Source organism: Epilithonimonas bovis DSM 19482, assembly GCF_900108115.1.
GTDB lineage: Bacteria > Bacteroidota > Bacteroidia > Flavobacteriales > Weeksellaceae > Epilithonimonas > Epilithonimonas bovis.
The window spans coordinates 1-21,770 of sequence record NZ_FTPU01000034.1 but is presented as its reverse complement, the minus strand read 5'-3'; the positions used below and the strand labels follow the sequence as shown (position 1 = coordinate 21,770).

The window sequence follows — 21,770 nt, the reverse complement described above, 5'->3', positions numbered from 1 at the left end:
TGCGCAAAGTTGAACTTTTGATTTATAAAATAATTTCCAACAACTTTCAACCAATCACAATCAACTGAATTAATGTGATTTATTTTGAAGCATCGGAACAAATTTATAAACCCCAAATTCCTCTTTCTCAAATTGTGTTTCAGAAATTTTTGTAAACCGGTAAAGAATCTGCTCATCAGTCTTCCCCAACGGGATTACCATTTTGCCGCCCACTTTCAGCTGTTTGAGAAGTTCCGTTGGCAAGATCTCGGCGCCGCACGTCACCAGGATTTTATCAAAAGGCGCAAATGTTGGCAATCCTGCAAAGCCGTCCCCAAAACTTTGGAATTTTGGACGAAGATCTAATGTCCTTAAAAGCTTCTGAGAGAAATCAAACAAATCCTTTTGCCGCTCGATGGTATAAACCAAGGCTTTCATCTTAATCAAAACAGCCGTCTGATAACCACAACCGGTTCCTATTTCCATAATTTTTTCACCTTCATTGACTTCCAATAATTCGGTTTGCTCAGCCACTGTGGACGGGTGAGAAATGGTTTGTTTTGCCGCAATCGGGAAAGCACGGTCTTCATAGGCATAATCTTCGAAAACACTTTCTATGAACAGGTGTCTTGGCACTTCGTTCATGGCATCCAGAACAAAACGGTCGGTAATCCCGATTTTCTGATGAAGATAATCAACCAACTGTTTTCTTTTGCCTTTGTGAACGTAAGTATCTCTCATGATAATCATTAACCGGTTTTCAGTTACAGTCTGCAATTTCCGAAGGATATTTTTAAAATCCAAACAAGAATCATCTTTTTAAAACTAAATCACATTTTTAAGAGGTAATCAGAATAAAGTTTATAAATTTGAGTTATTTATTATTAGAAATTTAATTAAATTTCTGATTATACAGACAAAAATATAAAAGTTATGCACAAAATAAGAGCCTACATAAAAGGCACCGGTTCCTATGTCCCGTCCAAAGTACTTAAAAATGATTTTTTTGAAAAAGTGGGTTCTTCTGACGAATGGATTTTTAAGAATCTGGGGATTAGGGAACGCAGAATAGCAGATGGCGAGGTAACCAGTGATTTGGCTTATAAAGCAGGCCTGAGAGCATTGGAAAATACTGATGTAGCACCAAAAGATGTGGACCTCATCATTGTGGCCACTTCCACTCCCGACAGGCAAGCGCCGTCCACAGCCTGTTTTGTTCAGGAAAAAATGAATGCACCCCAAGCCGTTGCTTTTGACATCTCTGCAGTCTGCTCCGGCGGTCTTTATGGGATTGCGATCGGCTGCCAGTTCATCGAAACCGGAATGTATAAGAATGTTTTGGTCATCGGTGCGGATACTTTTTCGACTATTACCGATTGGGACAGAAAAGATTCGGTGTTTTTCGGAGATGGCGCGGGAGCGATTTTATTGTCTGGCACGACTGAAGATAAGGGTTTTTTCGATTTCAAACTGCATGCAGACGGAACCGGAAAATACCACTTTAACATCCCGGCAGGCGGATCTGAGATGCCGGCTTCTGAAGAAACACTGAAACAAAAACTCCATTATTTCCAAATGAATGGGAAAGAAGTTTTTGAAACAGCAACCAGAGTTTTACCGGAAACCATCAACGAAATCCTGGATGCCAACCAACTGACTTCTGACCATGTAGATTGGGTCATCCCGCATCAGCCAAGCATCAGAATCCTTCAGGAAACCGCCAGAAAAACCAATATCCCTTTTGAAAAAGTAATGACCAATATGGACAAATATGCCAATACGTCTGGCGGAACCATCCCGATTGTGCTGGATGAAACCTACAAAAGCGGAAGAATCCAACCCGGTAATATACTTCTGTTCGCAGCAGTGGGATCTGGCTGGACCTGGGGAACAGCACTTTACAAAGCTTAATTTTATCGCAAAGTCGCAAGAATTAAAATTTAAAACTCATAAAAGTCGCAAAGTTTCCATTTGCGACTTTTAAACAAAATCAAATAAAAAGAATAGCGCCTTGGCGTTAATAAATAATTGTAAACTATGCTAGATAATCAAACTTTCCTTATCACCGGCATTGCAGATGAAAACTCTCTGGCGATGATTACCGCAGAAAAAATCCTGGCCAATAACGGCAAGGTGATCTGCACCGGACTCGGCGTTACGCCTTTCCATAAAAACCTTTCGGAAAAAGCAGAATCATTTCTCCTTAAAAATTATGAAGACTTTGAAAATGCCTGCAAAAAGGTTTTAGGAAATGACGTTTACACAGCTCCGCTGGATGTGACATTGCCAGAAAGCTTGAGCTATCTTGCTGATGACTTAAAAGCTAAAAACATACAGCTGAATGGTTTTCTTCATGCCATTGCCATGGATAAAACCATCCGTAACAAATCTGTAAAACCCATGCTGGAAGTTACAGCAGAAGAATTCAGTGATACGATGAATGTCTCAGCCTTTTCTCTGGTGACACTTTGCCATGCATTATTATCAAATGGTGTTTTACAAAATGGCTCCTCGATTGTCTCCCTGAGCTACATTGCTGCGGAAAAAGTTTCTTTTTTTCCTTATATCAATATGAGTATTGCCAAAGCAGCACTGGAAAGGCTGACCATAGAAATGGCCTATGAACTGGGGAAAAAATATGGCATTCGAGCCAATGCGATCCGGTTTTCACCTTATATGGGCAGCAAGGCAGGCAATGCAACCCTTAAAGTGGAAGATGTAGAACGGGCCAACAGTATCAGCCCGTTGGGGAACGCACTGCCGGAAGATCTGGCTCATGAGATTGTTCATCTTTTCCGTCCCGAGACCAGGATTACGGGCGAAATCCGGCATGTAGACGGTGGTTTTCATATTATGGGATAAGGTAAAATTTCCACTATTTAATGTATTAAATAATGACAAGACTCAGAAAGCTGAAAAATTCTGGGTCTTTTTTTATGTTGATTTTGTATTATTCTTAAATTTACCCCTTTAAGAAAATAGCTATGATAAATGCAGGACTTGTGGGAGCAGGCCACTTGGGGAAGATCCACCTTCGGTTACTCAACCAATCCGACCGGTACAATCTGGTAGGTTTTCATGATAAAGACGCAGAAAACGGGAAAAAGCTGGAAGCTGAACTGGGCTACAGATATTTTGAAAATTTTGACGATCTGCTCGCTGAAATCGAAATGCTGGATATTGTAACGCCAACTATCTACCATTATTATTATGCGATAAAAGCCATCAAAAAAGGCATTCATTTTTTTATAGAAAAACCGGTGACCCAAACCTTGGAGCAAGCCGAAGAATTATTATCTCTTTGCCACGAACACGGTATCAAAGCACAGGTTGGGCATGTGGAACGCTATAACCCGGCATTTATAGGTGCCAAAGATTATATCAAAAATCCAATGTTTATCGAGATCCACAGACTGGCAGAATTCAACCCGAGAGGGACTGACGTTTCTGTTGTACTCGACCTGATGATTCATGACCTTGATATTCTATTAAGTCTGGTTAAATCTAAAGTGAAAGAAATCCATGCGAGCGGTGTTTCGGTCGTGAGCAAAACACCGGATATTTGCAACGCCAGAATCGAGTTCGAGAATGGCTGTGTGGCGAACCTTACAACCTCCAGAATATCGATGAAAGCGATGCGGAAATCAAGGTTTTTCCAGCAGGATGCTTATGTATCTGTAGATTTTCTCGAGAAAAAAGCCGAAGTGATCCGCATGAAGCCGGCTCCGGAACATCCGTCTGACTTTGATATGATTATCGAAAATGCTGAAGGCGAAAAAAACCAGATTCTGTTTGAGTATCCAAGCATTCATCCCAACAATGCCATATTGGACGAGTTGGAAAGTTTCGCTAATGCGATAGAAAATAATCTGCCCGTACAGGTTTCTCTGGAAGATGGCACCGAAGCATTGAAGGTGGCGTTGGAAATAATGAGACTGATCACTAAAAACAATTAGAAATAATCATTGGAATAGACAGAGAAAGATAAAAAACTTACAATCAAACTGTTTTAGCCTAAAAATATATTATTAATTCTTTTCAATAACTTAGAAGCCGAAAGATTGTTTATTTCCTGTAAAAGAAATCTATAAAATTATGAACAAAAATATTGTTGTCATCGGAGCCGGGACTATGGGAAACGGCATTGCCCATACATTTGCACAGAGCGGTTTTTCTGTAAATCTGGTAGATGTAAAGCCTGATAATCTGGAAAAAGCGATAAAAACCATCTCGGCCAACCTAGACAGAATTATCGCCAAAGGCAATCTGACAGAGGATGAAAAAGCAAAAACGCTGGCAAACATCATTACTCATACAGATCTTAAAAATGCCGTCCCCAATGCAGATCTTATTGTAGAAGCTGCGACCGAAAACCTGGATCTTAAGCTAAAGATATTCGCACAAATTGATGAACTGGCCCCGGAGAATTGTATCCTGGCAACCAATACTTCATCCATATCCATTACTCAAATTGCGGCTGCAACCCAACGTCCGGAGAAAGTAATCGGTATGCATTTTATGAATCCGGTCCCTATTATGAAACTGGTGGAGATTATCAAAGGCTATTCTACATCCAAAGAGACTTTTGATACTATTTTTGAAATGTCTAAAAGCTTAGGTAAAGTTCCTGTAGAAGTCAACGACTATCCCGGATTTGTAGCCAACAGGATCCTGATGCCAATGATTAACGAAGCTATCGAGACGCTGTACAACGGCGTAGCTGGTGTAGAAGAGATCGACACGGTGATGAAATTGGGGATGGCGCACCCGATGGGACCACTTCAGTTGGCGGATTTTATTGGTCTGGATGTCTGCCTTGCGATACTTAATGTGATGTATGAAGGTTTCAAAAACCCAAAATATGCGCCCACTCCGCTACTGGTAAACATGGTAATGGCAGGCAAAAAAGGCGTGAAATCGGGCGAAGGATTCTATGACTACAGCCAGAGCAAAAAAGCCGAGAAAGTATCAGCCATGTTTCTGAAAAAATAAAACTGGTAGTGTATAGAAATTCTTGTTGGAAAAAAATAATTATCAATATTCTTTTCAGGAAATTTTCTATCTTTGAACCATAAGAGTAACAATATAAAGCTCTATCTATTTTAAATTTTTTTGTTATGAAATTACCTAAGTTTTTATTAGCCGACAATTCTGATTTTCCGGAAGATCTTTTTGTAGTACACACAGAGTATCCACGTTTTATCCTTAACGTAGAAGAAGAGGATGTAGAATGGTTGGATGACTTGGAGGGTGACGACGAGGAGACTGTAGCGACAGAAGCTACAAAAGTTGTAGAAGAAGCCTTCAAATGGTGTGACGAAGAACTTGCAAAATACGACGACGAGGAAGACGAAGAATAAAACAAAAAAGGAACTCAAAACTGAGTTCCTTTTTTTTGTTAAGTCATTGAGACTATTATTGCTTATTGAATTTTAGCAGCAACAGATTGTCTTTATAAAGTTCCAGTGTAGTTTCTGTCACTACATACTTATTGGCCTGCTGCAAAACATTGAGATAACTGGTCTCGGTTGTCATATTGTTGCACATTTTTCTGGTAGATCCAATATTTTTTGCAGAAAAATTACCCGCAGCAGTATCTATCGTTGCATCAGAAAAATAGTTGTTGCAGCCAGCATTACCGGAGATTCTGTTTTGTTCTATAACCAATGTTGGTTTATTGGTTACATCATCGGCCAAAACCCATTGTGTGCCTGTGATAGGCGCCTGATTTTTCCCCACTTTTGATGTGTTTCCCAATCTTGTGGTACAAGAAGCCACCATAAGGGATATCATTGCGGTATATAAAAACTTTTTCATATTGAGATACTTATTGTTTTTTAATAGTAAGACGTTATCGCTGTATTTTCATTGGTTTTTAGATTCCAAATCATAGCGATTTTATAGTCGTAAAAATTGATACCCAAAGATAGGATTTTCTTTTAACATGGCTAGATTCACGGGTGCTAAAACTTCGGAGGATCACCGGATCAGTCTGTCAAATAAATTAATAATGAATAAGTTATGTTTTTTAAAATTAATTAAACTAATTTTGCACCCCGAATTAGAGAATTAGTTTTATAAAAGTGCCCTGGTTAAAAAAAACAATTGATCCAACATCGAGTTCCGATTAAAAAGATCAAAAAGGTGAGGCAAAAACCGATGAAGATTAGGCGATTACATAGGACTTAAAAAAATAAAAAACCTAAATATGAAAAGAATAGGCGAACACAGAAAGCTGCTTGGGGTAGACAAAACCGCTACGTTGAAGGACTTGAAAACCGTTTACAGAAACGCAATGAAGGATACGCATCCAGACAAATTCATCAATGATGAGGCCGGAAAACTGGAGGCGGAAGAAAAAAGCAAATCTGTGATAGAAGCGTATCATTTTTTGGTAAGCATCCACGAGGAAACTCAGGAAAAGTATAAAGAGGAATATACCGAAACCATTACCACCTCCAACATCCAGGATTTTTATCTGGAAAAATCGATTTTGACAGTCCAGCATCTGAATGGGAAAATGTTTGAATACATTGGTGTACCCAGAAATACTTACATCAAAATGGTAAATTCAGATTCGCCAAGCCGATTTGCCAGACGTCATATTTATGGAAATTTTATTTATAGAAAGTCTGGTGAAGCTATGGCGGATTAACTTTTAAGATATTAATATCAAAAGCTTTCAGTTTATTCTGAAAGCTTTTTTGTTTTATTACTAACGAAAAAGTGCATCAATGAAAATTCATTGATGCACTTTTTGTACATAATCTTATTAATAAGTATTGTTTAATCTGTATGTTTTGGCGTAAAGCCATCTTCACTCAGTTCTTTGTGTACGTAGTCCGCTTTCATCTCAGCTTCATAATCCACTTTTTTATGTTTGCCCATTCTGCGAAGCAATGAGTCAAATAATGAATATACAACCGGAACGATAATCAAAGTCAGGAATAATGACGATGTCAAACCACCGATAATTACCCAAGCGAGTCCGTTGTTCATCTCCGCTCCTGCTCCTTTTGCTATCGCAATCGGGATCATACCAAAGATCATTGCAATGGTTGTCATCAGGATCGGGCGAAGACGTGCATGGTTGGCCTGGATCAGCGCATCATGCGTATTGGCTCCTGCTGCTTTTCTCATATTGGCAAAATCGACAATCATAATCGCATTCTTCGCAACCAAACCAATCAACATAATCATACCCAACATTGTAAAGATATTCAATGAATTGCCTGTCAGTGCTAAGATCACCATTACACCTATTAATGCCAACGGGATTGAGAACAATACTACAAACGGATATACAAAACTGTCATACAGCGATACCATTACAAGGTAAACCAATATAATAGCTGCCATCAAGGCAATCCCCAGAGTACCAAAACCTTCGGTCTGGTTCTCCATATCACCGCTCCAGATATAATTGACACCGGCAGGCTTGGTTTTCTCGTTATCCATAAACTGGGCAGACCATTCGTTGGCGACATCCCCAACCGGGCGGCCAACGACTTTTGAAAGCACTTTTACAGATGGTGTTTTATCTCTGCGCTGCAGCAAACTTGGCCCTGAACTCATGTCTACATTGGCAAACTGACTAAGTCTGATCTGCTGCCCTTTGCTGTTGGTAAACATCAGGTTTCTAACATCATCAATAGATTGCCTGTTGTTGTCTGCGAAACGGATGTTGATATCATACTCATATTCACCGGCACGGTATTTACCATCGGTATTACCATTGAAGGCTGTTTGCATCGTCTGCCCAACACTGGAAAGATTAAGGCCTAATGCTGCCATTTTATCCCGGTCAATATTCACCCTTACTTCCGGGCTGCCGGTATCGGTAGATAATTCTGCATCTACGGAGCCAGGTACTTTTTTGAGTAATTGTAAGATTCTGGTAGCTTCTTTGGTTGCAGTCTCATTGTCAGGTGCAGTTACCACCATCTCGATTGGTGCATTATCCGCTCCCATCAAACCAATTGGTGCTGTTTTGAACTCGACACCAGTAAATTTCTCCTCAAGATCTCTTTTAAATTTAGCAGCAATAATGTCTGTACTCTCTGCACGCTCCGCTTTATCCACAAGGATCACCTGAACCTCTGATTGGTAAACGGTCGCCTGAGAAGCCCCAAAACCTGTGGATTGCTGCCCTACGGTTGTAATAAGATCTACCACATCTTTATCTTGTCTCAGATACTTTTCTACAGCAAGGGTCACCTGATTGGTTTTCTCTACCGTAGCATTTTTAGGCAATTCTATTTGTACGAGGAACTGGCCTCTGTCTAATTTTGGGAAAAATTCACCTCCGATAAATCCAAATGCCACCAGCATAAAAGATGATATCAAAATAAGGAAAGTGATAATCACGGTGGCTATTCTTCTCACTGTCGTTTTGAGACACCACTCCAGGATACCTGTAATCCAATGCGTGAATTTGTCCAACTGTCTCTCAAACCAAAGGATAAATTTCTCAAATGGATTTTTCCCTGTAAGATGCACCAATTTTCCAAATCTGGATGATAACCAGGGAATGATTGTGAATGAAGCCAGCAATGATAACAGCGTTGCGATAACCACCGTCACACAGAACTGCGCCAGGATATCAGACACAAGTCCGGAGCTCATGGCAATTGGTAAGAATACTACAACGATTACCAACGTAATAGCCGCAACGGTAAACCCAATTTCTGATGCACCATCATAAGCCGCACGGATTCTGCTTTTACCCATCTCCATATGCCGGTAAACGTTTTCCAAAACTACAATGGCGTCATCCACAAGAATACCTACAACCAGAGATAATCCTAATAAACTCATCAGGTTAAGCGTATAGCCCATCAGGTACATCCCAATAAAGGTTGCAATCAACGAAACCGGTATAGATACCATTACAATAAATGCATTACGGATATTGTGTAAGAACAACAACATCACCACCGCTACTAATATAATCGCCAGAAAAAGGTCAAAGATAACGTGATCCGCAGCTTCTAGGGTAAAATTGGTACTGTCATCAACAATTTTAACTTTGATGCCTTGTGCTGCATAGTTTTTCATCACCTCATTCATGGTTTTCTGAACACTTTCTGATACAGTAACCGCATTGGCATCCGATTGTTTTTTAATCTGCATCAGGATGGTAGGCAGCTGATTGTATCTCGCAATCTTCTCTACATCTTTCTGCGTGTCAAAAACTGTAGCAATATCAGAAAGCCTTACCTGAGCTCCGTTTTTATCAGAAACCACAAGATTGTTCATCTCCTGAATTGATTTATACTTACCCGAAAGCCTGATGGTAGACTTGTCTGTTCTTGATTTTAAACTCCCGGTAGGGAAATCTAAGTTAGATGACAGGATAACCTGCTGCACATCACCGATAGACAGCCCGTAACCCTGTAGTTTTTTCTCATCTATATTGACCTGGATTTCTCTTTCCTGGCCGCCAACAAGGTCTACCTGAGCCACACCATTTACCCTTGAAAAGATAGGTTCTACTTTTTTATCCAAAAGGTCATATAGTTCTTTGCTGTTGAGCTTGTCACTGGAGATACTCATGGTCATAATCGGTAGATCATCCAGAGAGAACTTGTTAAGTGACGGTGCTTTGGCATCATCAGGCAGATCTGCCAGAATCGCATTCACCTTACGCTGGGCATCATTAAGAGCGTAATTAACATCAGCACCCGTGTTCAGCTGTATCATGATAACAGACAAACTCTCGTAAGATGATGATTCTACTTTTTTTACGTTCTCCAAAGCACCAACAGCATCCTCAATTTTTCTGGTAACCGAAGTTTCCACTTCACTTGGCGACGCTCCGGGATATACCGTAGAAATGGTGACCATGTTGGTCTCAAACTTCGGTATTAGCTCATACCCCATCATAGAGTAACTGAGCAGGCCTCCCAACGTCAATATTGTAAATAATACAATAACCAGGGAAGGTCTTTTAATGGATATTTCTGCTAACTTCATCTTCTCTTACTTTACGATATTGATTTTTGAACCATTCTCCAGATTGATCTGTCCACTTGTGATCACCTGCTCACCGCCATTAAGTCCTCCTAAAATCTGAACTTTATCACCATACACCTTACCGGTTTGGACCTTGATTAATTTGGCCGCACCATTTTGTACAATAAAAAGCTGTCCGGAGCTTACCCCGTTTACAAAGGCCTCTGCGGGAACCGTCATCATATTTTGAGTTGCTGCACCATTATTGGTTTTGAAAACCGCTGTGGCGTACATACCGGCCTTTAGATTACCTCTGTTCTGAACTTCTACCTCAACCGGGAAATTAAGTGATGCATCACTTTTTGGCGCAATAAAAGTAATCCTGCCGGAAAAAGAATCCTCTGGCAAAACACTCACATTAATTTTGACTTCCTGGCCCAGTTGTATCCTTCCTACCTGGCTCTCATCTACGAGAACAGAAAGTTTAAGAGAATTGATATTAACAATCTCAAATAATGCAGTTCCCGGAGCCACAACAGCACCCGGCTCAACCATTTTTTTGTTGATTGTTCCGCTGATGCCTGCTCTTACGCTGGTATCATTTACTCTTACGCCTTGTGCTCTCACTGCAGCCTGAGCGTTTTTCAGTTGTAATCTTGAATTATCAAGCTGTTGTTTTGTAACACCACCTGTTTTATATGCGTTTTCATAACGCTGGTTGTCTGCAATAGCATTCTGCAAATTGTTCTGTGCCTGGGAAACATCTACCTCTATCGCATCTCTTTTGATGGTTGCAAGAACCTGACCTGCTCCTACTCTAGAACCTTCTTTTACCAAAACATTTACGATACGTCCGGAAATTTCTGAAGATTGCTGCAGCTCTTGTTTTGGAATAAATGTTCCGTTTGCAGAATAATCTGTATCGATATTTTCACGAGAAGCGGTAATCACGTTAACATTAATTTTGTCAACCTGCTTTGCTACTTCTTTTACTTCAGTTTCCTGCTTCTTCTTATTGTCGGCAATTTTCCAAGCTGCTAAACCAATTAGGACAGCCGCTACGATGATATATATTAAAGTTTTTTTCATTTGAAATAATTATTTTTTTTTAATGTCAAATGGAATCAAAGATTTCATTTTATAACTGTTATTTTTGATAGTTTATTTTAAATAAGTTTTAAGTTCACCTTTTGATTTGTAATACTGAACCTCAGCAATTTTATAATCCAGAATGGCATTGGTATAATTATTCTTCGCCTGAACCAAGGAGTTTTCGGCATCAAGCAAATCTGTCAGTGTTGCTAGCCCGTATTGGTAGTTACTTTTTGTATTGGCAAGAACATCTTCCGCGAGCGCTACATTAGCCTTTTGATATTCTAAAGTATTAAGGCTGTTTTCTATTTGTGACTTGGCATTCTGATAAGCCAGATCTAAACTAAGCTTGGTTTCCTGAATATCTAGGTTTAGTTTATCCAGATCGATCTGCGCCTGTTGAATTTTTGACTTTGTGGCAAATCCATTGAAAATAGGAACATTGATTCCTAAGCCAATTGCGGAATAATCGGACCAATAAACCCCGTTAGAGGTACCATTTGTGAGTGGAAACTTGGGACCCATTCCCTGCCAGTTATAATTCGCTGTAAGATTAACGGTAGGATAATAAGCAGCCTCGGTTGCTTTTTTATTATACTCCAGGAGTTCTTTATTTTTAAGCAAAACTTTGACTTCGGTTCTGTTATCGGAACTCATTGTATTCTCAAGAAGATGTGGTGTGATTTCCATATCCTCTTTTACAAGCTGTATATCTTTTTCAATTGGCATTCCCATATAAAACTTAAGTGCATTTTTTGCCTGAGCTACTCCGTTTTTGGTCTGTTTTATATTAGTTTCGATATTGGTAAGATTCACATTAGTTCTGTCCAGATCGATTTTCTTTGCCAGTCCGTTGTCAAACAAACTTTTAATAATATTTCTGACTTTTTCCGTGCTTGTGTAACTGCTTTCGAGCGTTTCCTGATTTTGTTCAACCGTGAAAACCTGGAAATAAGCGTTGGAAACTCTTTCAATGATCTGCTCGTCCGTAAGATCGGCATTCAGTTGATAAAACTCCTTGGTAGATTTTGCAGCTTTCAGTCCGATAAAAACCTGCTGATTAAACAAAGCTTGTTGCAACTGAACCCCTGCGCCTGCAATCCAAGGTTGTCCAAATGCAACCATTTCAATTTTGCTTGGACCGCCAAAAGCTTTTCCAACATCTAGAGCACTCTGTTGCAAAATAGGATTATAAGTCAGATTCGCTGTTCCATTGATCTTTGGAAGGGCACCGGCCTTAGCTTCTGCAATTTTGTAATCTGCATTGGTCACTTCCAGTTTAGCTTTCAGCGCATCCGTTTTGTTTTGCAAGGCATATTCTATGGCTTGTTTTAGGGTTATGGTCTGCTGAGAATACATCAGAGTTCCCGTAACAGTCAAAACACCCAGAGCCAGTTTTTTCCACTTTATCATGTTGTTATAGATCATAATTTATTAAGTCGTTAATTTTCATATGTTAATTTTATTTTTTTTCAAAGGTCAGATGCAGTCGCCTAATCTTCATCGGTTTTTGGTTTTCAAACCTTGGCGATTTCATCATTTATTATTTCTAGAATCGTTTATCGTTATAAGGAACGTATCTTAAGTTAAAATACTTTAACACTTTTTAATTTTTAAACAGCATTTTGATAATGATATCTTTTCTGTCAGAAATAAGACGGTCAAACTCTTTATCATCAATCATCATATTCTCCATAAAAAGCGGTCTCATTGCACTGGGAAAAACGAGCAGCGAAATCATATTAAATATAAACTGGCAAGGCTCCATCTGTTCAATTTTCCCAAGACTCATCTCCTGCTCTATATCTTTATAGAGTTTTTTGACATCGTCTTCCTCAATATCTTTTTTGGCACATGTACCTTTGTTGAGCTGCGATACAATATAGGTTTCCAGATAAGGATATTGTAGGCTTGTTTGTAAACTGCTTTCTACAAATTTTGCAATTTTTTCTTTGAAAGGAAGATCAGAGTTCATAATGATTTCAGACTTCTCTTTTTCTACTTTGTGTGCCTCATCAGAAACAATCTGTATAAGATTGTCTCTCGACCTGAAGTAATAATTAATCAGTGTTCTGTTGACACCCGCCTCATCTGCAATCTCTTGCGTAGTAACATCAAAACGGCCTTGTACAAAGAATAATTTCTTCGTCGTCTCTTTGATCAATTCTTGAGTTTGGTCTTTTTTTGTCGGATTTGACATTTTTGTTAAACAATTTTGTGCAAATTTAAATTTTTTTATCAGATTTGACAAAATTGTCAAACTATATTCATAAATAAAATCGACACATTTAACGAAAAATTAATATTCGTAGGACAGGAGTAGGTATATTACAGTCTGGTAATTAAATAAAAACTTTATTTATAAATCATTAACTTTGCTGCCTACTAATGCCTGTGAGAAAATATCAGATTAATAAATTGAAGTAAAATCAATTTGATCGAAAACTATATTAATGAATAACAGCGAAGAATGGAAAGTCTACCAATTCGGAGAAAGCTTTGATGAGACTTACCAGCTTTATTTTTCAAAATACGGAGAAGTAAAATCTTTTACAAAAAATAATCCCGAAGGCAAAATCTTAAAAGGCAGCCTAAGGGAAGGTTATCCTATTATTAGTTTCACTCAGTTCAAACCGATAACAGAAAGCGTAAAAGCCAACTTTGACGAGCAGGCTGAGCACATTTCTGAACTGAGAGCTGAAGCCCGTGAACTCAAAAAAATTATCAGGAAAAAAAACACAGCCGGAAAGGACTTGCAAAAAGCTGTTGCACGGATAGAAGAGTTGGCCACAGAAATCAAATCCTGCGTCAGCAGATTATCCAGGCAACGGAAAAAAGACCTAAAAAGCAGAGCTTTGTATTACCATCTTTTGGTTCACAAAGCTGTAGCAGAACTTTTTATAACCAATGATGATCCGGAAAATAAAAAATTTGTAATTCACAAAAATTTTGACAAAAAAGACAATCGCGCAGAAAACTTAAGCTGGGCCACAAAGGATGAGGTTGTCAAAAGAAGTTTTGAAAGCCCAAAATTTATAAGCTACAAGATCTCCAAACCAAAAAAAGACCCGACTTCTGTATCAAAACTATCTTATAATGAGGTAGTTCTGATCAAAAGGAAACTCAAAAAGGGCGAACCTGCAGCAAGACTGGCAAGGAGATTTGGTGTCTCTGATATGCAGATACACAGGATCAAAACAGGCGAAAACTGGAGTGATGTACAGCTAAGCCTTATCAATAACAAATCATAACATTCGTAACATAATTAATGGAACTAATACACCGCAATCTTTTGATCGGGATTCACGACGCACTTCAGGAAACCTTTTTTCAGGAAAAAAAGTACGCTGACAAAGTTATAGAGCGCCTTCTGAAAGCACACAGAAAATGGGGAAGTGAAGACAGAAAAGTTGTTTCCGAAATCTTTTATAATATAATCCGTTGGAAAAAACGCCTCGAATATTATATGGGCGAAGGCGTAAAGCCCAACAATGTATATAAGCTGATTCTCGCTTATCTTCTCTGGAGCAAATCCCATTACAAAAAATTTGAGGAATTTGACGGCATCAAAGTCGCTGACATTCTTACAAAACTAAAAAAAGGTACTGTCCCTACCAAAGCTATCGAGTTCTCTATCCCGGAATGGCTGGCAGAGACGCTGGAAAAAGAATTGGGAAGAAACTGGGAACGTGAGATGCTGGCTCTTAATGAGCAGGCACCAACCGTTTTACGGACCAACACGTTGAAAACAACGCCGCGTGAACTGGTTGCCGATCTAAGAGATGAGAATGTAGAATGTTTCACGATCAAAAATTACCCCGATGCTGTACAGTTGGAGGAGAAGAAAAATGTATTCTTAACCTCAGCCTTCAAAGACGGACTGTTCGAAGTGCAGGATGCCAGTTCTCAAAAAATTGGTGAACTTCTTGACGTGAAAGAAGGCATGCGCGTGGTAGATGCCTGTGCCGGCGCCGGCGGAAAGACGTTGCACCTGGCCGCTTTGATGAAAAACAAAGGCCAGATTATTGCGCTGGACATCTACGAGTGGAAACTTGCTGAACTAAGAAGGAGAGCCAAAAGAGCCGGAGCTCACAACATAGAAACAAGATTAATTTCTGATAACAAGGTAATCAAAAGGCTTCATGAGAAGGCAGACAGATTACTGATTGATGCGCCATGTTCCGGACTCGGGGTTTTGAAACGTAATCCGGACTCCAAATGGAAGATAGACCAGGATTTTATCGACAGAATCAAAGGCGAACAACAGCAGATCCTTCAGGATTATTCTAAAATACTGAAAAAAGGCGGACAGATGATCTATGCAACCTGTTCTATCCTGCCTTCGGAAAATAACGAACAGGTACAGCTGTTTCTAAAAAACAATCCGGATTTTTCATTAATCAAAGATGAGAAAATAATGCCTAGCGAAGGCTATGACGGTTTTTACATGGCGCTCATCAAGCGTAATGCATAATTTTGAGTTGGTTATATCCTCCGGAACTAATCAATATCATACTTTAGAATCAATATAAACTAAGATTTAATCTGTAAATTTGCAACTGCAAAATTTTACTAAATGTTTGAGACAGATATTATTATAATAGGCGCAGGCCCAACAGGACTTTTTGCGGTTTTCGAAGCCGGATTGCTAAAAATGAGATGCCACCTGATTGATGCACTTCCTCAGCCGGGCGGGCAGTTGACAGAGCTCTATCCCAAAAAACCAATCTTCGATATCCCGGGATATCCCAGCGTAGATGCCGGAGTATTGGTAGATAATCTGATGGAGCAGATCAAGCAGTTTGAGCCTCAGTTTTCTTTAGCTCAAAAAGCTGTCAGCTACGAAAAGACCGAAGATGGTGACTTTATCGTTACCACAAGCAGAGGTACAAAAGTAAAAGGTAAAGCCATTGCCATCGCCGGTGGATTGGGAAGTTTTGACCCCAGAAAACCTGATCTCGAAAACATTGCAAAGTTCGAAGAAAACGGCGTGGAATATTTTGTAAGAAACCCCGAGATGTTCCGTGATAAAAAAATAGTCATTGCCGGTGGCGGAGACTCTGCGCTGGACTGGTCTGTTTTTCTGGCAGATGTAGCTTCGGAGGTTACGCTAATTCACAGGCGAAACGAGTTCCGTGGTGCACTGGATTCTGTAGAAAAAGTTCAGGAGCTTAAAAACCAGGGTAAAATCAATCTTATAACACCGGCAGAAGTGACCGGGCTTATTGGCGATGATACATTGACAGCGATAGAAGTGAGCAAAGACGGCGAAAAACACATTATAGAAACCGATTATCTGATTCCTTTATTTGGATTAACTCCTAAGTTGGGTCCATTGGCAGAATGGGGTCTTGAGATTGAGAAAAATGCCATCAAAGTTAACAACGCCCTGGATTATCAAACCAATATTGACGGTATCTACGCCATTGGCGATGTGAATACATATCCTGGCAAATTAAAATTAATCCTTTGTGGTTTTCATGAGGCTACGCTGATGTGCCAAAGTGTTTACAACAGGCTGAATCCGGGTAAAAAATTTGTATTGAAATACACCACTGTAAGCGGTGTGGATGGTTTTGACGGCACCCGCAAAGAAGCCGAAAAAGCTGTTGTCAAATCAATTGATTAAAAACTGATTGCCTTTGTGAAAGCAGAGCAATAAAATTATAGATTAGCCAGGCTTACGCCCGGCTAATTTTATTTTACGACAAAAAAGTAAGTCCAAACAATCAGCAGTAACTGAAACGGTACCCGAAACCAAAGGTAACCGAGATTAATCGGGCCATAAGTTGCGCTTTGATAATCGACACCATGTGTGACGGCAAAAATATTGGCTGGCAAAAGCAGTACAAAAAACAGGATGAGCAGGCTACCACAAAGATTTTGCAGCGGAGGAAAAAAAATCCCTGCCGAAGCTACAATTTCTAAAATACCTGTTAGATAGATTATGCTTTCTTTATACATTATAAAATCAGGAAGCATCATCATCATCCCTCTGGTGTAAACAAAGTGACCTGTTGCTGTAAAAACCAGCATTACCGTCAATGCCAATTTACCTGCAAAATGATAATCAGCCCGATTTTGAAATAGTTTTGTAAAAATTAGGCTTGCTACAAATACAACTAAAAGTACAATAAGTGGTTTCATCTTTTTTTGACAAAATTATACTGCCGTAGTCATCCAGTCAATGAACAAATGTTACTTAATCTGTTTTCTTATTCTACTCAGGGACTGAGGCCTGATTCCTATGTAGGAAGCTATATATTTCAGAGGAATATTCAGAATGAGCTCGGGCTGCTCTTTGAGAAGGTCTTCATATTTTTTTTGTGCAGAATCCTCCAGGAGAGACTGCTCTCTCTTCATTTTTTTAACATAAAGGCTTTCTGCAATTTTGCGCCCTATCCTGTCGCCAATTATTGTGTTTTCATAAATATAATCAAGATCATCATATGATATTTGCCATAAGGTACAATCTGTAATGGCTTCCAAATTATAATTGGAAGGTTGTTGCGTAAGAAAAGAATCATAACCACTTACAAAAGAATTACTAAAAGCAAATCCAAAGGTAAAATCGTAATCCAGTTTCGGAATATTATAACGTATAATCCCATTTTCCATAAAGGACAAAAAATTTTCCCTTTCACCAATCCTGAGAATGACAGATTTTTTGGGAAAGCAACGCCGGATAAGTTTAGAAGAAAAAATCGCCCAGTCTTCATCACTGATATCAACCAATTCGGAAAAAAAATTCTTAATATTAAGCATTGAGTTTTAAAGCAAATTTAAATAAACTTTTAAAGCTAACTCGTATCTTTGCATTATGTCAGACGTTAATATAACCATTATAGACAGAGAGGGTATTTCTCATACCATCCCAGCCCCTACCGATATGGCCATGAGCCTGATGGAAATTGTCCGCGCTTACGAATTGGCCCCCGAAGGTACTATAGGAATCTGCGGCGGAATGGCGATGTGCGCCTCTTGCCAGTGTTACGTCCTGAGCGAGGATGTCCCGCTACCCGAGATGCTTCCCGACGAAGAGGCGATGCTTTTTGAGGCTGATAATGTAAAACCCAACAGCCGCCTTGGTTGCCAGATTCCGGTTACCGAAGAACTGGAAGGTCTCGTTGTGCAATTGGCTCCTGAAATATAATCCACAACATTTCCTTTTACTTTGATAAAAGGCTTGCTATGGAATTATTTTTGAATTAAAGCCTGCAAAAAAATCTGTATGAGAATAACATTCAAAAAAGCAATCATGATACTTTCTGCAGCTGCATTGGGATTATTGATTCTGAATGCCTGCTCCGTAGGGATTCCCGGAAAAGCTGTGGCAGTCCAAAACTTTGATTCCGATAAATATCTTGGAACATGGTACGAGATCGCAAGATTTGATTTTAAGTTTGAGAAAAACCTGAATCAGGTAACGGCTACATACTCCAAAAATCCTGACGGAAGCATCCGAGTTGATAACAAGGGCTATGATTATATCAAAAAAGAATGGAAGCAAAGTATTGGTGAAGCCAAATTTGTAAATACAGACCAGGAAGCGCGGCTTAAAGTTTCGTTTTTCAAACCATTTTGGTCTGGGTACAATGTGATTGATATCACTGCTGACTACCGTTACGCTTTGGTTGCAGGCAAAAACCTGGATTACCTCTGGATCTTATCCCGCGAAAAAACCATCCCGGATACTATCAAGTCTCAGTTTTTGAAAAAAGCACAATCTATCGGCTACAATACTTCTGAATTAATTTGGGTAGAGCAATCTGCCGATTAATATAAGAGCACTACTAATTTCAAAAAAAAGACATACAAAACCTGCAACTTAGCCCCGATGGGAACGGCATCCTTTTTTTGCCTGGATCTTGCGCAGGGAAAAAAGATACAGTGGACAGCGGGTCGCCCGGTGAAAAGAACTGAAGCATAATGCTCCTAAAAAGTAATACAGTGATGTTTGTCTTTTGCCAAACTAATTAGTAATTTTGGGAACATAGAATTGTAATAAAAATCTAATCTAAAATATGGCATTCATCGATTATTATAAAATCCTGGGGCTTGAAAAGAGCGCGTCTGCGGACGACATCAAAAAAGCGTACAGAAAACTCGCGCGAAAATACCATCCGGATATGAACCCGAATGATAAGGAGGCGGAAAAAAAATTCAAAGAAATCAATGAGGCTAATGAAGTTCTGAGCAATGCAGAGAACCGTGCAAAGTATGATAAATACGGCGAAAACTGGAAACATGGCGAGGAGTATGAGCGTGCACAGCAACAACAACGCCAACAGTACTCCGGTGGCGGATTCTCGGGAGGAGATTTTGGCGGTGGTGGTGAGGATTTCTCAGACTTCTTCCAGTCTATGTTTGGTGGTGCTGGTGGTGGTTTTGGCCGAAGTTCACGCGGAAGTGCCAGTGGGAAATTCAAAGGCCAGGATGTATCGGCAGAACTGACTTTGAGTTTGAGAGATGCCGCTAAAACCCATCAGCAAACTTTTGACATCAATGGTAAAAAAGTAAGAATCACCATTCCTGCGGGCGTGTATGACGGACAACAAATCAAACTGAAAGGCCACGGAAACCCTGGTGCTAATGGCGGACCCAATGGAGACCTGTACATCACCTTCAATATTTCGGAAGATAAAGATTTTAAAAGAGAAGGTGACAACCTGAGAAGTTCGGTGGAGATCGATCTTTACACAGCAGTTTTAGGTGGCGATGTTACCATCCACACATTGGACGGTTCTGTTAACCTGAAAGTAAAACCGGAAACCCAAAACGGAACGACGGTGAGACTGAAAGGGAAAGGTTTCCCGGTTTATAAAAAAGACGGCCAGTTTGGTGATCTTTATGTGACTTATACGGTGAAAATACCAACCAACCTTACCGAACAGCAAAAAGAACTGTTTCAGCAACTTAAAAATTCTTAACAATGACAGAAAGAATCTCCATAGAAGACATCATCAGGCTGTACAAAATAGATTATAGTTTTGTAGATCAGTTAATCGACTCCGAGTTGCTGCATCCTGAGATAGAAAACAGCGTGCGGTATATTATTTACGAGGAATTACCACATCTGGAACGCTTTGCCAACTGGCATTACGACCTGGATGTGAACCTGCCGGGCATCGAAATTATCCATCAACTCCTCAATCAACTGGAAGATCTTAAAACAGAAAACAGAAGATTGCTGGGGCATGTAACGAAATTTGAGAGCTGGGAAGATGCGGATTTTTAACACATTTACCATCTGGTATTGTACGCTCTGAGTAAGAGCTTTATTTTAAAAAGATATTTGTCAATAAAAAAGTCCCGGTGCTTTGTCATCGGGCTATTTTTTAATATTAATACCATTTGGTATTTAAAATCAAAAATACCCAATTGAAAAGTTGGTTTAAACTTCGTAAATTTGGTCTATGGATTTATATGATATTCTTATCGTTGGTGGTGGCCCCATAGGATTGGCCTGCGCTCTGGAGGCAAAGAAAAACAACCTGAACTATATTGTTATCGAAAAAGGAACAGTGGCCAACAGCCTTTACAACTACCCTTTGTACATGACATTTTTCTCAACGGCAGACCGGTTAGAAATTGACGAAATACCGTTCATCACTACCAAAGCAAAACCCGGGAGACAAGATGCTCTGGAATATTATCAGGGCATAGCGCGCCAAAAAGCTATTAATATAAGGCCATACGAAAGAGTTCTTAATATCAAAAAAATTGACAATTTTGAGATAGAAACCAGCAAACACACTTATTCTGCCAAAAACGTCATCATTGCGACAGGCTTCTACGATATCCCCAACCGGATGGATATCCCAGGAGAAGACCTGCCAAAAGTAAAACATTATTATACAGAACCTTATCCGTATGCATTTCAAGATGTTGTGGTGATAGGATCAAGTAATTCTTCGGTAGATGCTGCGCTGGAAATTTACAGAAAAGGTGGCAACGTAACAATGATTATCCGCAACAGCGATATCTCTCCGAATGTAAAATATTGGGTAAGGCCGGATATCGAAAACCGCATAAAAGAAGGCAGTATCAAAGCTCATTTTGAGGCAGAACTTTTGGAAGTAAAACCACATTCTGTCATATTTAGGACTCGTGAAGGCAAAATCCAGGAAATCGAAAATGATTTTGTAATGGCTATGACAGGCTACCTACCCGATTTTGAATTCCTTCAAAATATCGGAATCGACCTGCAGGGCGAATGCCAAAATCCAAAATACAACCCGGAGAGTATGGAAACGAATATCAAAGGTATTTATCTGGCTGGCGTTGTTTGTGGTGGCAAAGACACGCATCTTTGGTTTATAGAAAACTCCAGAATCCACGCCAAACAGATTATTAAGGATATTATTTCAAAAAATGATTAGTGGTTAAAAGTTTTTATGTATATCCGTTTTTAATCATACTGCTGTAATATTAGCAATAATGAGCCTTTCGAATAGTTTGTCTCCGAAATATCTTCGATTTAGTTTGTAAATAAATTCGTTGAGATACAATTGAAGATATTTTCTTTTGATTTTATGATAATTTCCCAATAGATTTCTTTTAGCATTGCTGATGGTGATGTGAACCCATTTTAAGGTTTCGTTGGTAGTTTCTTTATCAGATTTTTCGGTGATATGAAGTTCAACAAAATCTGAAATATCAACGTATGATGTGCTTTTATCCGTGAAAACAATGCTTTGATTATCAATCGATTCTTTTATGGTTTCATTAATTTCCAGAGAAAG

The 21,770-nt window shown here is 39.4% G+C and carries 23 protein-coding genes; 14 read left to right on the top strand and 9 right to left on the bottom strand.

Going from position 1 to position 21,770, the window contains the following annotated elements; all coding sequences use genetic code 11:
* Nucleotides 1-69: 69 nt before the first annotated feature.
* Complete coding sequence (locus B0B05_RS12765) at nt 70-720, bottom strand: protein-L-isoaspartate(D-aspartate) O-methyltransferase (protein WP_076784030.1); 651 nt, start codon at nt 718-720, stop codon at nt 70-72.
* A gap of 192 nt (nt 721-912) precedes the next feature.
* Between B0B05_RS12765 and B0B05_RS12760 the strand changes: the two genes are divergently transcribed.
* From B0B05_RS12760 to B0B05_RS12740, 5 genes are all read left to right on the top strand, one after another.
* Entirely contained in the window at nt 913-1,890 is a 978-nt protein-coding gene (locus B0B05_RS12760) for a 3-oxoacyl-ACP synthase III family protein (protein WP_076784016.1), read from the top strand.
* A 126-nt stretch (nt 1,891-2,016) separates the two neighbouring features.
* The gene (locus B0B05_RS12755; RefSeq protein WP_076784015.1) at nt 2,017-2,841 is read left to right on the top strand and encodes an SDR family oxidoreductase; all 825 of its coding nucleotides are present in this window, start codon (nt 2,017-2,019) and stop codon (nt 2,839-2,841) included.
* Nucleotides 2,842-2,963: 122 nt separating this feature from the next.
* Nucleotides 2,964-3,935: a Gfo/Idh/MocA family protein gene (locus B0B05_RS12750; protein ID WP_076784014.1), complete on the top strand. Its 972-nt coding sequence runs from the start codon at nt 2,964-2,966 to the stop codon at nt 3,933-3,935.
* A gap of 139 nt (nt 3,936-4,074) precedes the next feature.
* Complete coding sequence (locus tag B0B05_RS12745) at nt 4,075-4,971, top strand: 3-hydroxyacyl-CoA dehydrogenase family protein (RefSeq protein WP_076784013.1); 897 nt, start codon at nt 4,075-4,077, stop codon at nt 4,969-4,971.
* Nucleotides 4,972-5,096: 125 nt separating this feature from the next.
* A complete protein-coding gene (locus tag B0B05_RS12740; RefSeq protein ID WP_074236598.1) occupies nt 5,097-5,339 on the top strand; it encodes a hypothetical protein in 243 nt (80 codons plus the stop codon).
* Between the two features lie 55 nt (nt 5,340-5,394).
* Here B0B05_RS12740 and B0B05_RS12735 read toward each other — a convergent pair whose 3' ends face one another.
* Entirely contained in the window at nt 5,395-5,796 is a 402-nt protein-coding gene (locus B0B05_RS12735) for an META domain-containing protein (RefSeq protein ID WP_076784012.1), read from the bottom strand.
* 391 nt (nt 5,797-6,187) lie between these two features.
* On the opposite strand from B0B05_RS12735, the gene B0B05_RS12730 reads away from it, so the two are divergent.
* On the top strand, nt 6,188-6,634 hold the full coding sequence (locus B0B05_RS12730; RefSeq protein ID WP_076784011.1) for a KTSC domain-containing protein: 447 nt from the start codon (nt 6,188-6,190) through the stop codon (nt 6,632-6,634).
* A gap of 131 nt (nt 6,635-6,765) precedes the next feature.
* Here the strand turns inward: B0B05_RS12730 and B0B05_RS12725 are convergent, their stop codons facing one another.
* From B0B05_RS12725 to B0B05_RS12710, 4 genes are all read right to left on the bottom strand, one after another.
* Entirely contained in the window at nt 6,766-9,954 is a 3,189-nt protein-coding gene (locus tag B0B05_RS12725) for an efflux RND transporter permease subunit (protein ID WP_076784010.1), read from the bottom strand.
* A gap of 6 nt (nt 9,955-9,960) precedes the next feature.
* Complete coding sequence (locus tag B0B05_RS12720; protein WP_076784009.1) at nt 9,961-11,022, bottom strand: efflux RND transporter periplasmic adaptor subunit; 1,062 nt, start codon at nt 11,020-11,022, stop codon at nt 9,961-9,963.
* A gap of 72 nt (nt 11,023-11,094) precedes the next feature.
* Nucleotides 11,095-12,438, bottom strand: a complete 1,344-nt coding sequence (locus B0B05_RS12715; RefSeq protein WP_076784029.1) for a TolC family protein — start codon at nt 12,436-12,438, stop codon at nt 11,095-11,097.
* A 193-nt stretch (nt 12,439-12,631) separates the two neighbouring features.
* A complete protein-coding gene (locus B0B05_RS12710; protein WP_076784008.1) occupies nt 12,632-13,225 on the bottom strand; it encodes a TetR/AcrR family transcriptional regulator in 594 nt (197 codons plus the stop codon).
* A gap of 253 nt (nt 13,226-13,478) precedes the next feature.
* Between B0B05_RS12710 and B0B05_RS12705 the strand changes: the two genes are divergently transcribed.
* From B0B05_RS12705 to B0B05_RS12695, 3 genes are all read left to right on the top strand, one after another.
* Nucleotides 13,479-14,276 (top strand): NUMOD4 domain-containing protein, encoded by a 798-nt coding sequence (locus B0B05_RS12705; protein WP_076784007.1) that lies wholly within the window; start codon nt 13,479-13,481, stop codon nt 14,274-14,276.
* Between the two features lie 17 nt (nt 14,277-14,293).
* Complete coding sequence (locus B0B05_RS12700) at nt 14,294-15,499, top strand: RsmB/NOP family class I SAM-dependent RNA methyltransferase (RefSeq protein WP_076784006.1); 1,206 nt, start codon at nt 14,294-14,296, stop codon at nt 15,497-15,499.
* A 102-nt stretch (nt 15,500-15,601) separates the two neighbouring features.
* Nucleotides 15,602-16,654 carry an NAD(P)/FAD-dependent oxidoreductase gene (locus B0B05_RS12695; protein WP_076784005.1) on the top strand — a complete coding sequence of 351 codons (1,053 nt, stop codon included), beginning with the start codon at nt 15,602-15,604 and terminating at the stop codon, nt 16,652-16,654.
* Nucleotides 16,655-16,722: 68 nt separating this feature from the next.
* Here the strand turns inward: B0B05_RS12695 and B0B05_RS12690 are convergent, their stop codons facing one another.
* Both B0B05_RS12690 and B0B05_RS12685 read right to left on the bottom strand, forming a co-directional pair.
* Nucleotides 16,723-17,172: a DoxX family protein gene (locus B0B05_RS12690; RefSeq protein WP_076784004.1), complete on the bottom strand. Its 450-nt coding sequence runs from the start codon at nt 17,170-17,172 to the stop codon at nt 16,723-16,725.
* Nucleotides 17,173-17,223: 51 nt separating this feature from the next.
* Nucleotides 17,224-17,790: a Crp/Fnr family transcriptional regulator gene (locus B0B05_RS12685; protein WP_076784003.1), complete on the bottom strand. Its 567-nt coding sequence runs from the start codon at nt 17,788-17,790 to the stop codon at nt 17,224-17,226.
* A gap of 55 nt (nt 17,791-17,845) precedes the next feature.
* Between B0B05_RS12685 and B0B05_RS12680 the strand changes: the two genes are divergently transcribed.
* From B0B05_RS12680 to B0B05_RS12660, 5 genes are all read left to right on the top strand, one after another.
* Complete coding sequence (locus B0B05_RS12680; protein WP_076784002.1) at nt 17,846-18,178, top strand: 2Fe-2S iron-sulfur cluster-binding protein; 333 nt, start codon at nt 17,846-17,848, stop codon at nt 18,176-18,178.
* A 78-nt stretch (nt 18,179-18,256) separates the two neighbouring features.
* A complete protein-coding gene (locus tag B0B05_RS12675) occupies nt 18,257-18,805 on the top strand; it encodes a lipocalin family protein (protein WP_076784001.1) in 549 nt (182 codons plus the stop codon).
* 244 nt (nt 18,806-19,049) lie between these two features.
* The gene (locus B0B05_RS12670) at nt 19,050-19,955 is read left to right on the top strand and encodes a DnaJ C-terminal domain-containing protein (protein WP_076784000.1); all 906 of its coding nucleotides are present in this window, start codon (nt 19,050-19,052) and stop codon (nt 19,953-19,955) included.
* A 2-nt stretch (nt 19,956-19,957) separates the two neighbouring features.
* Nucleotides 19,958-20,263 (top strand): chaperone modulator CbpM, encoded by a 306-nt coding sequence (locus B0B05_RS12665; protein WP_076783999.1) that lies wholly within the window; start codon nt 19,958-19,960, stop codon nt 20,261-20,263.
* Nucleotides 20,264-20,441: 178 nt separating this feature from the next.
* Nucleotides 20,442-21,407, top strand: a complete 966-nt coding sequence (locus tag B0B05_RS12660; protein WP_076783998.1) for a YpdA family putative bacillithiol disulfide reductase — start codon at nt 20,442-20,444, stop codon at nt 21,405-21,407.
* 33 nt (nt 21,408-21,440) lie between these two features.
* Here B0B05_RS12660 and B0B05_RS12655 read toward each other — a convergent pair.
* The coding region (locus tag B0B05_RS12655) for an IS1595 family transposase (RefSeq protein WP_143746022.1) at nt 21,441-21,770 on the bottom strand (330 nt) is incomplete at its 5' end.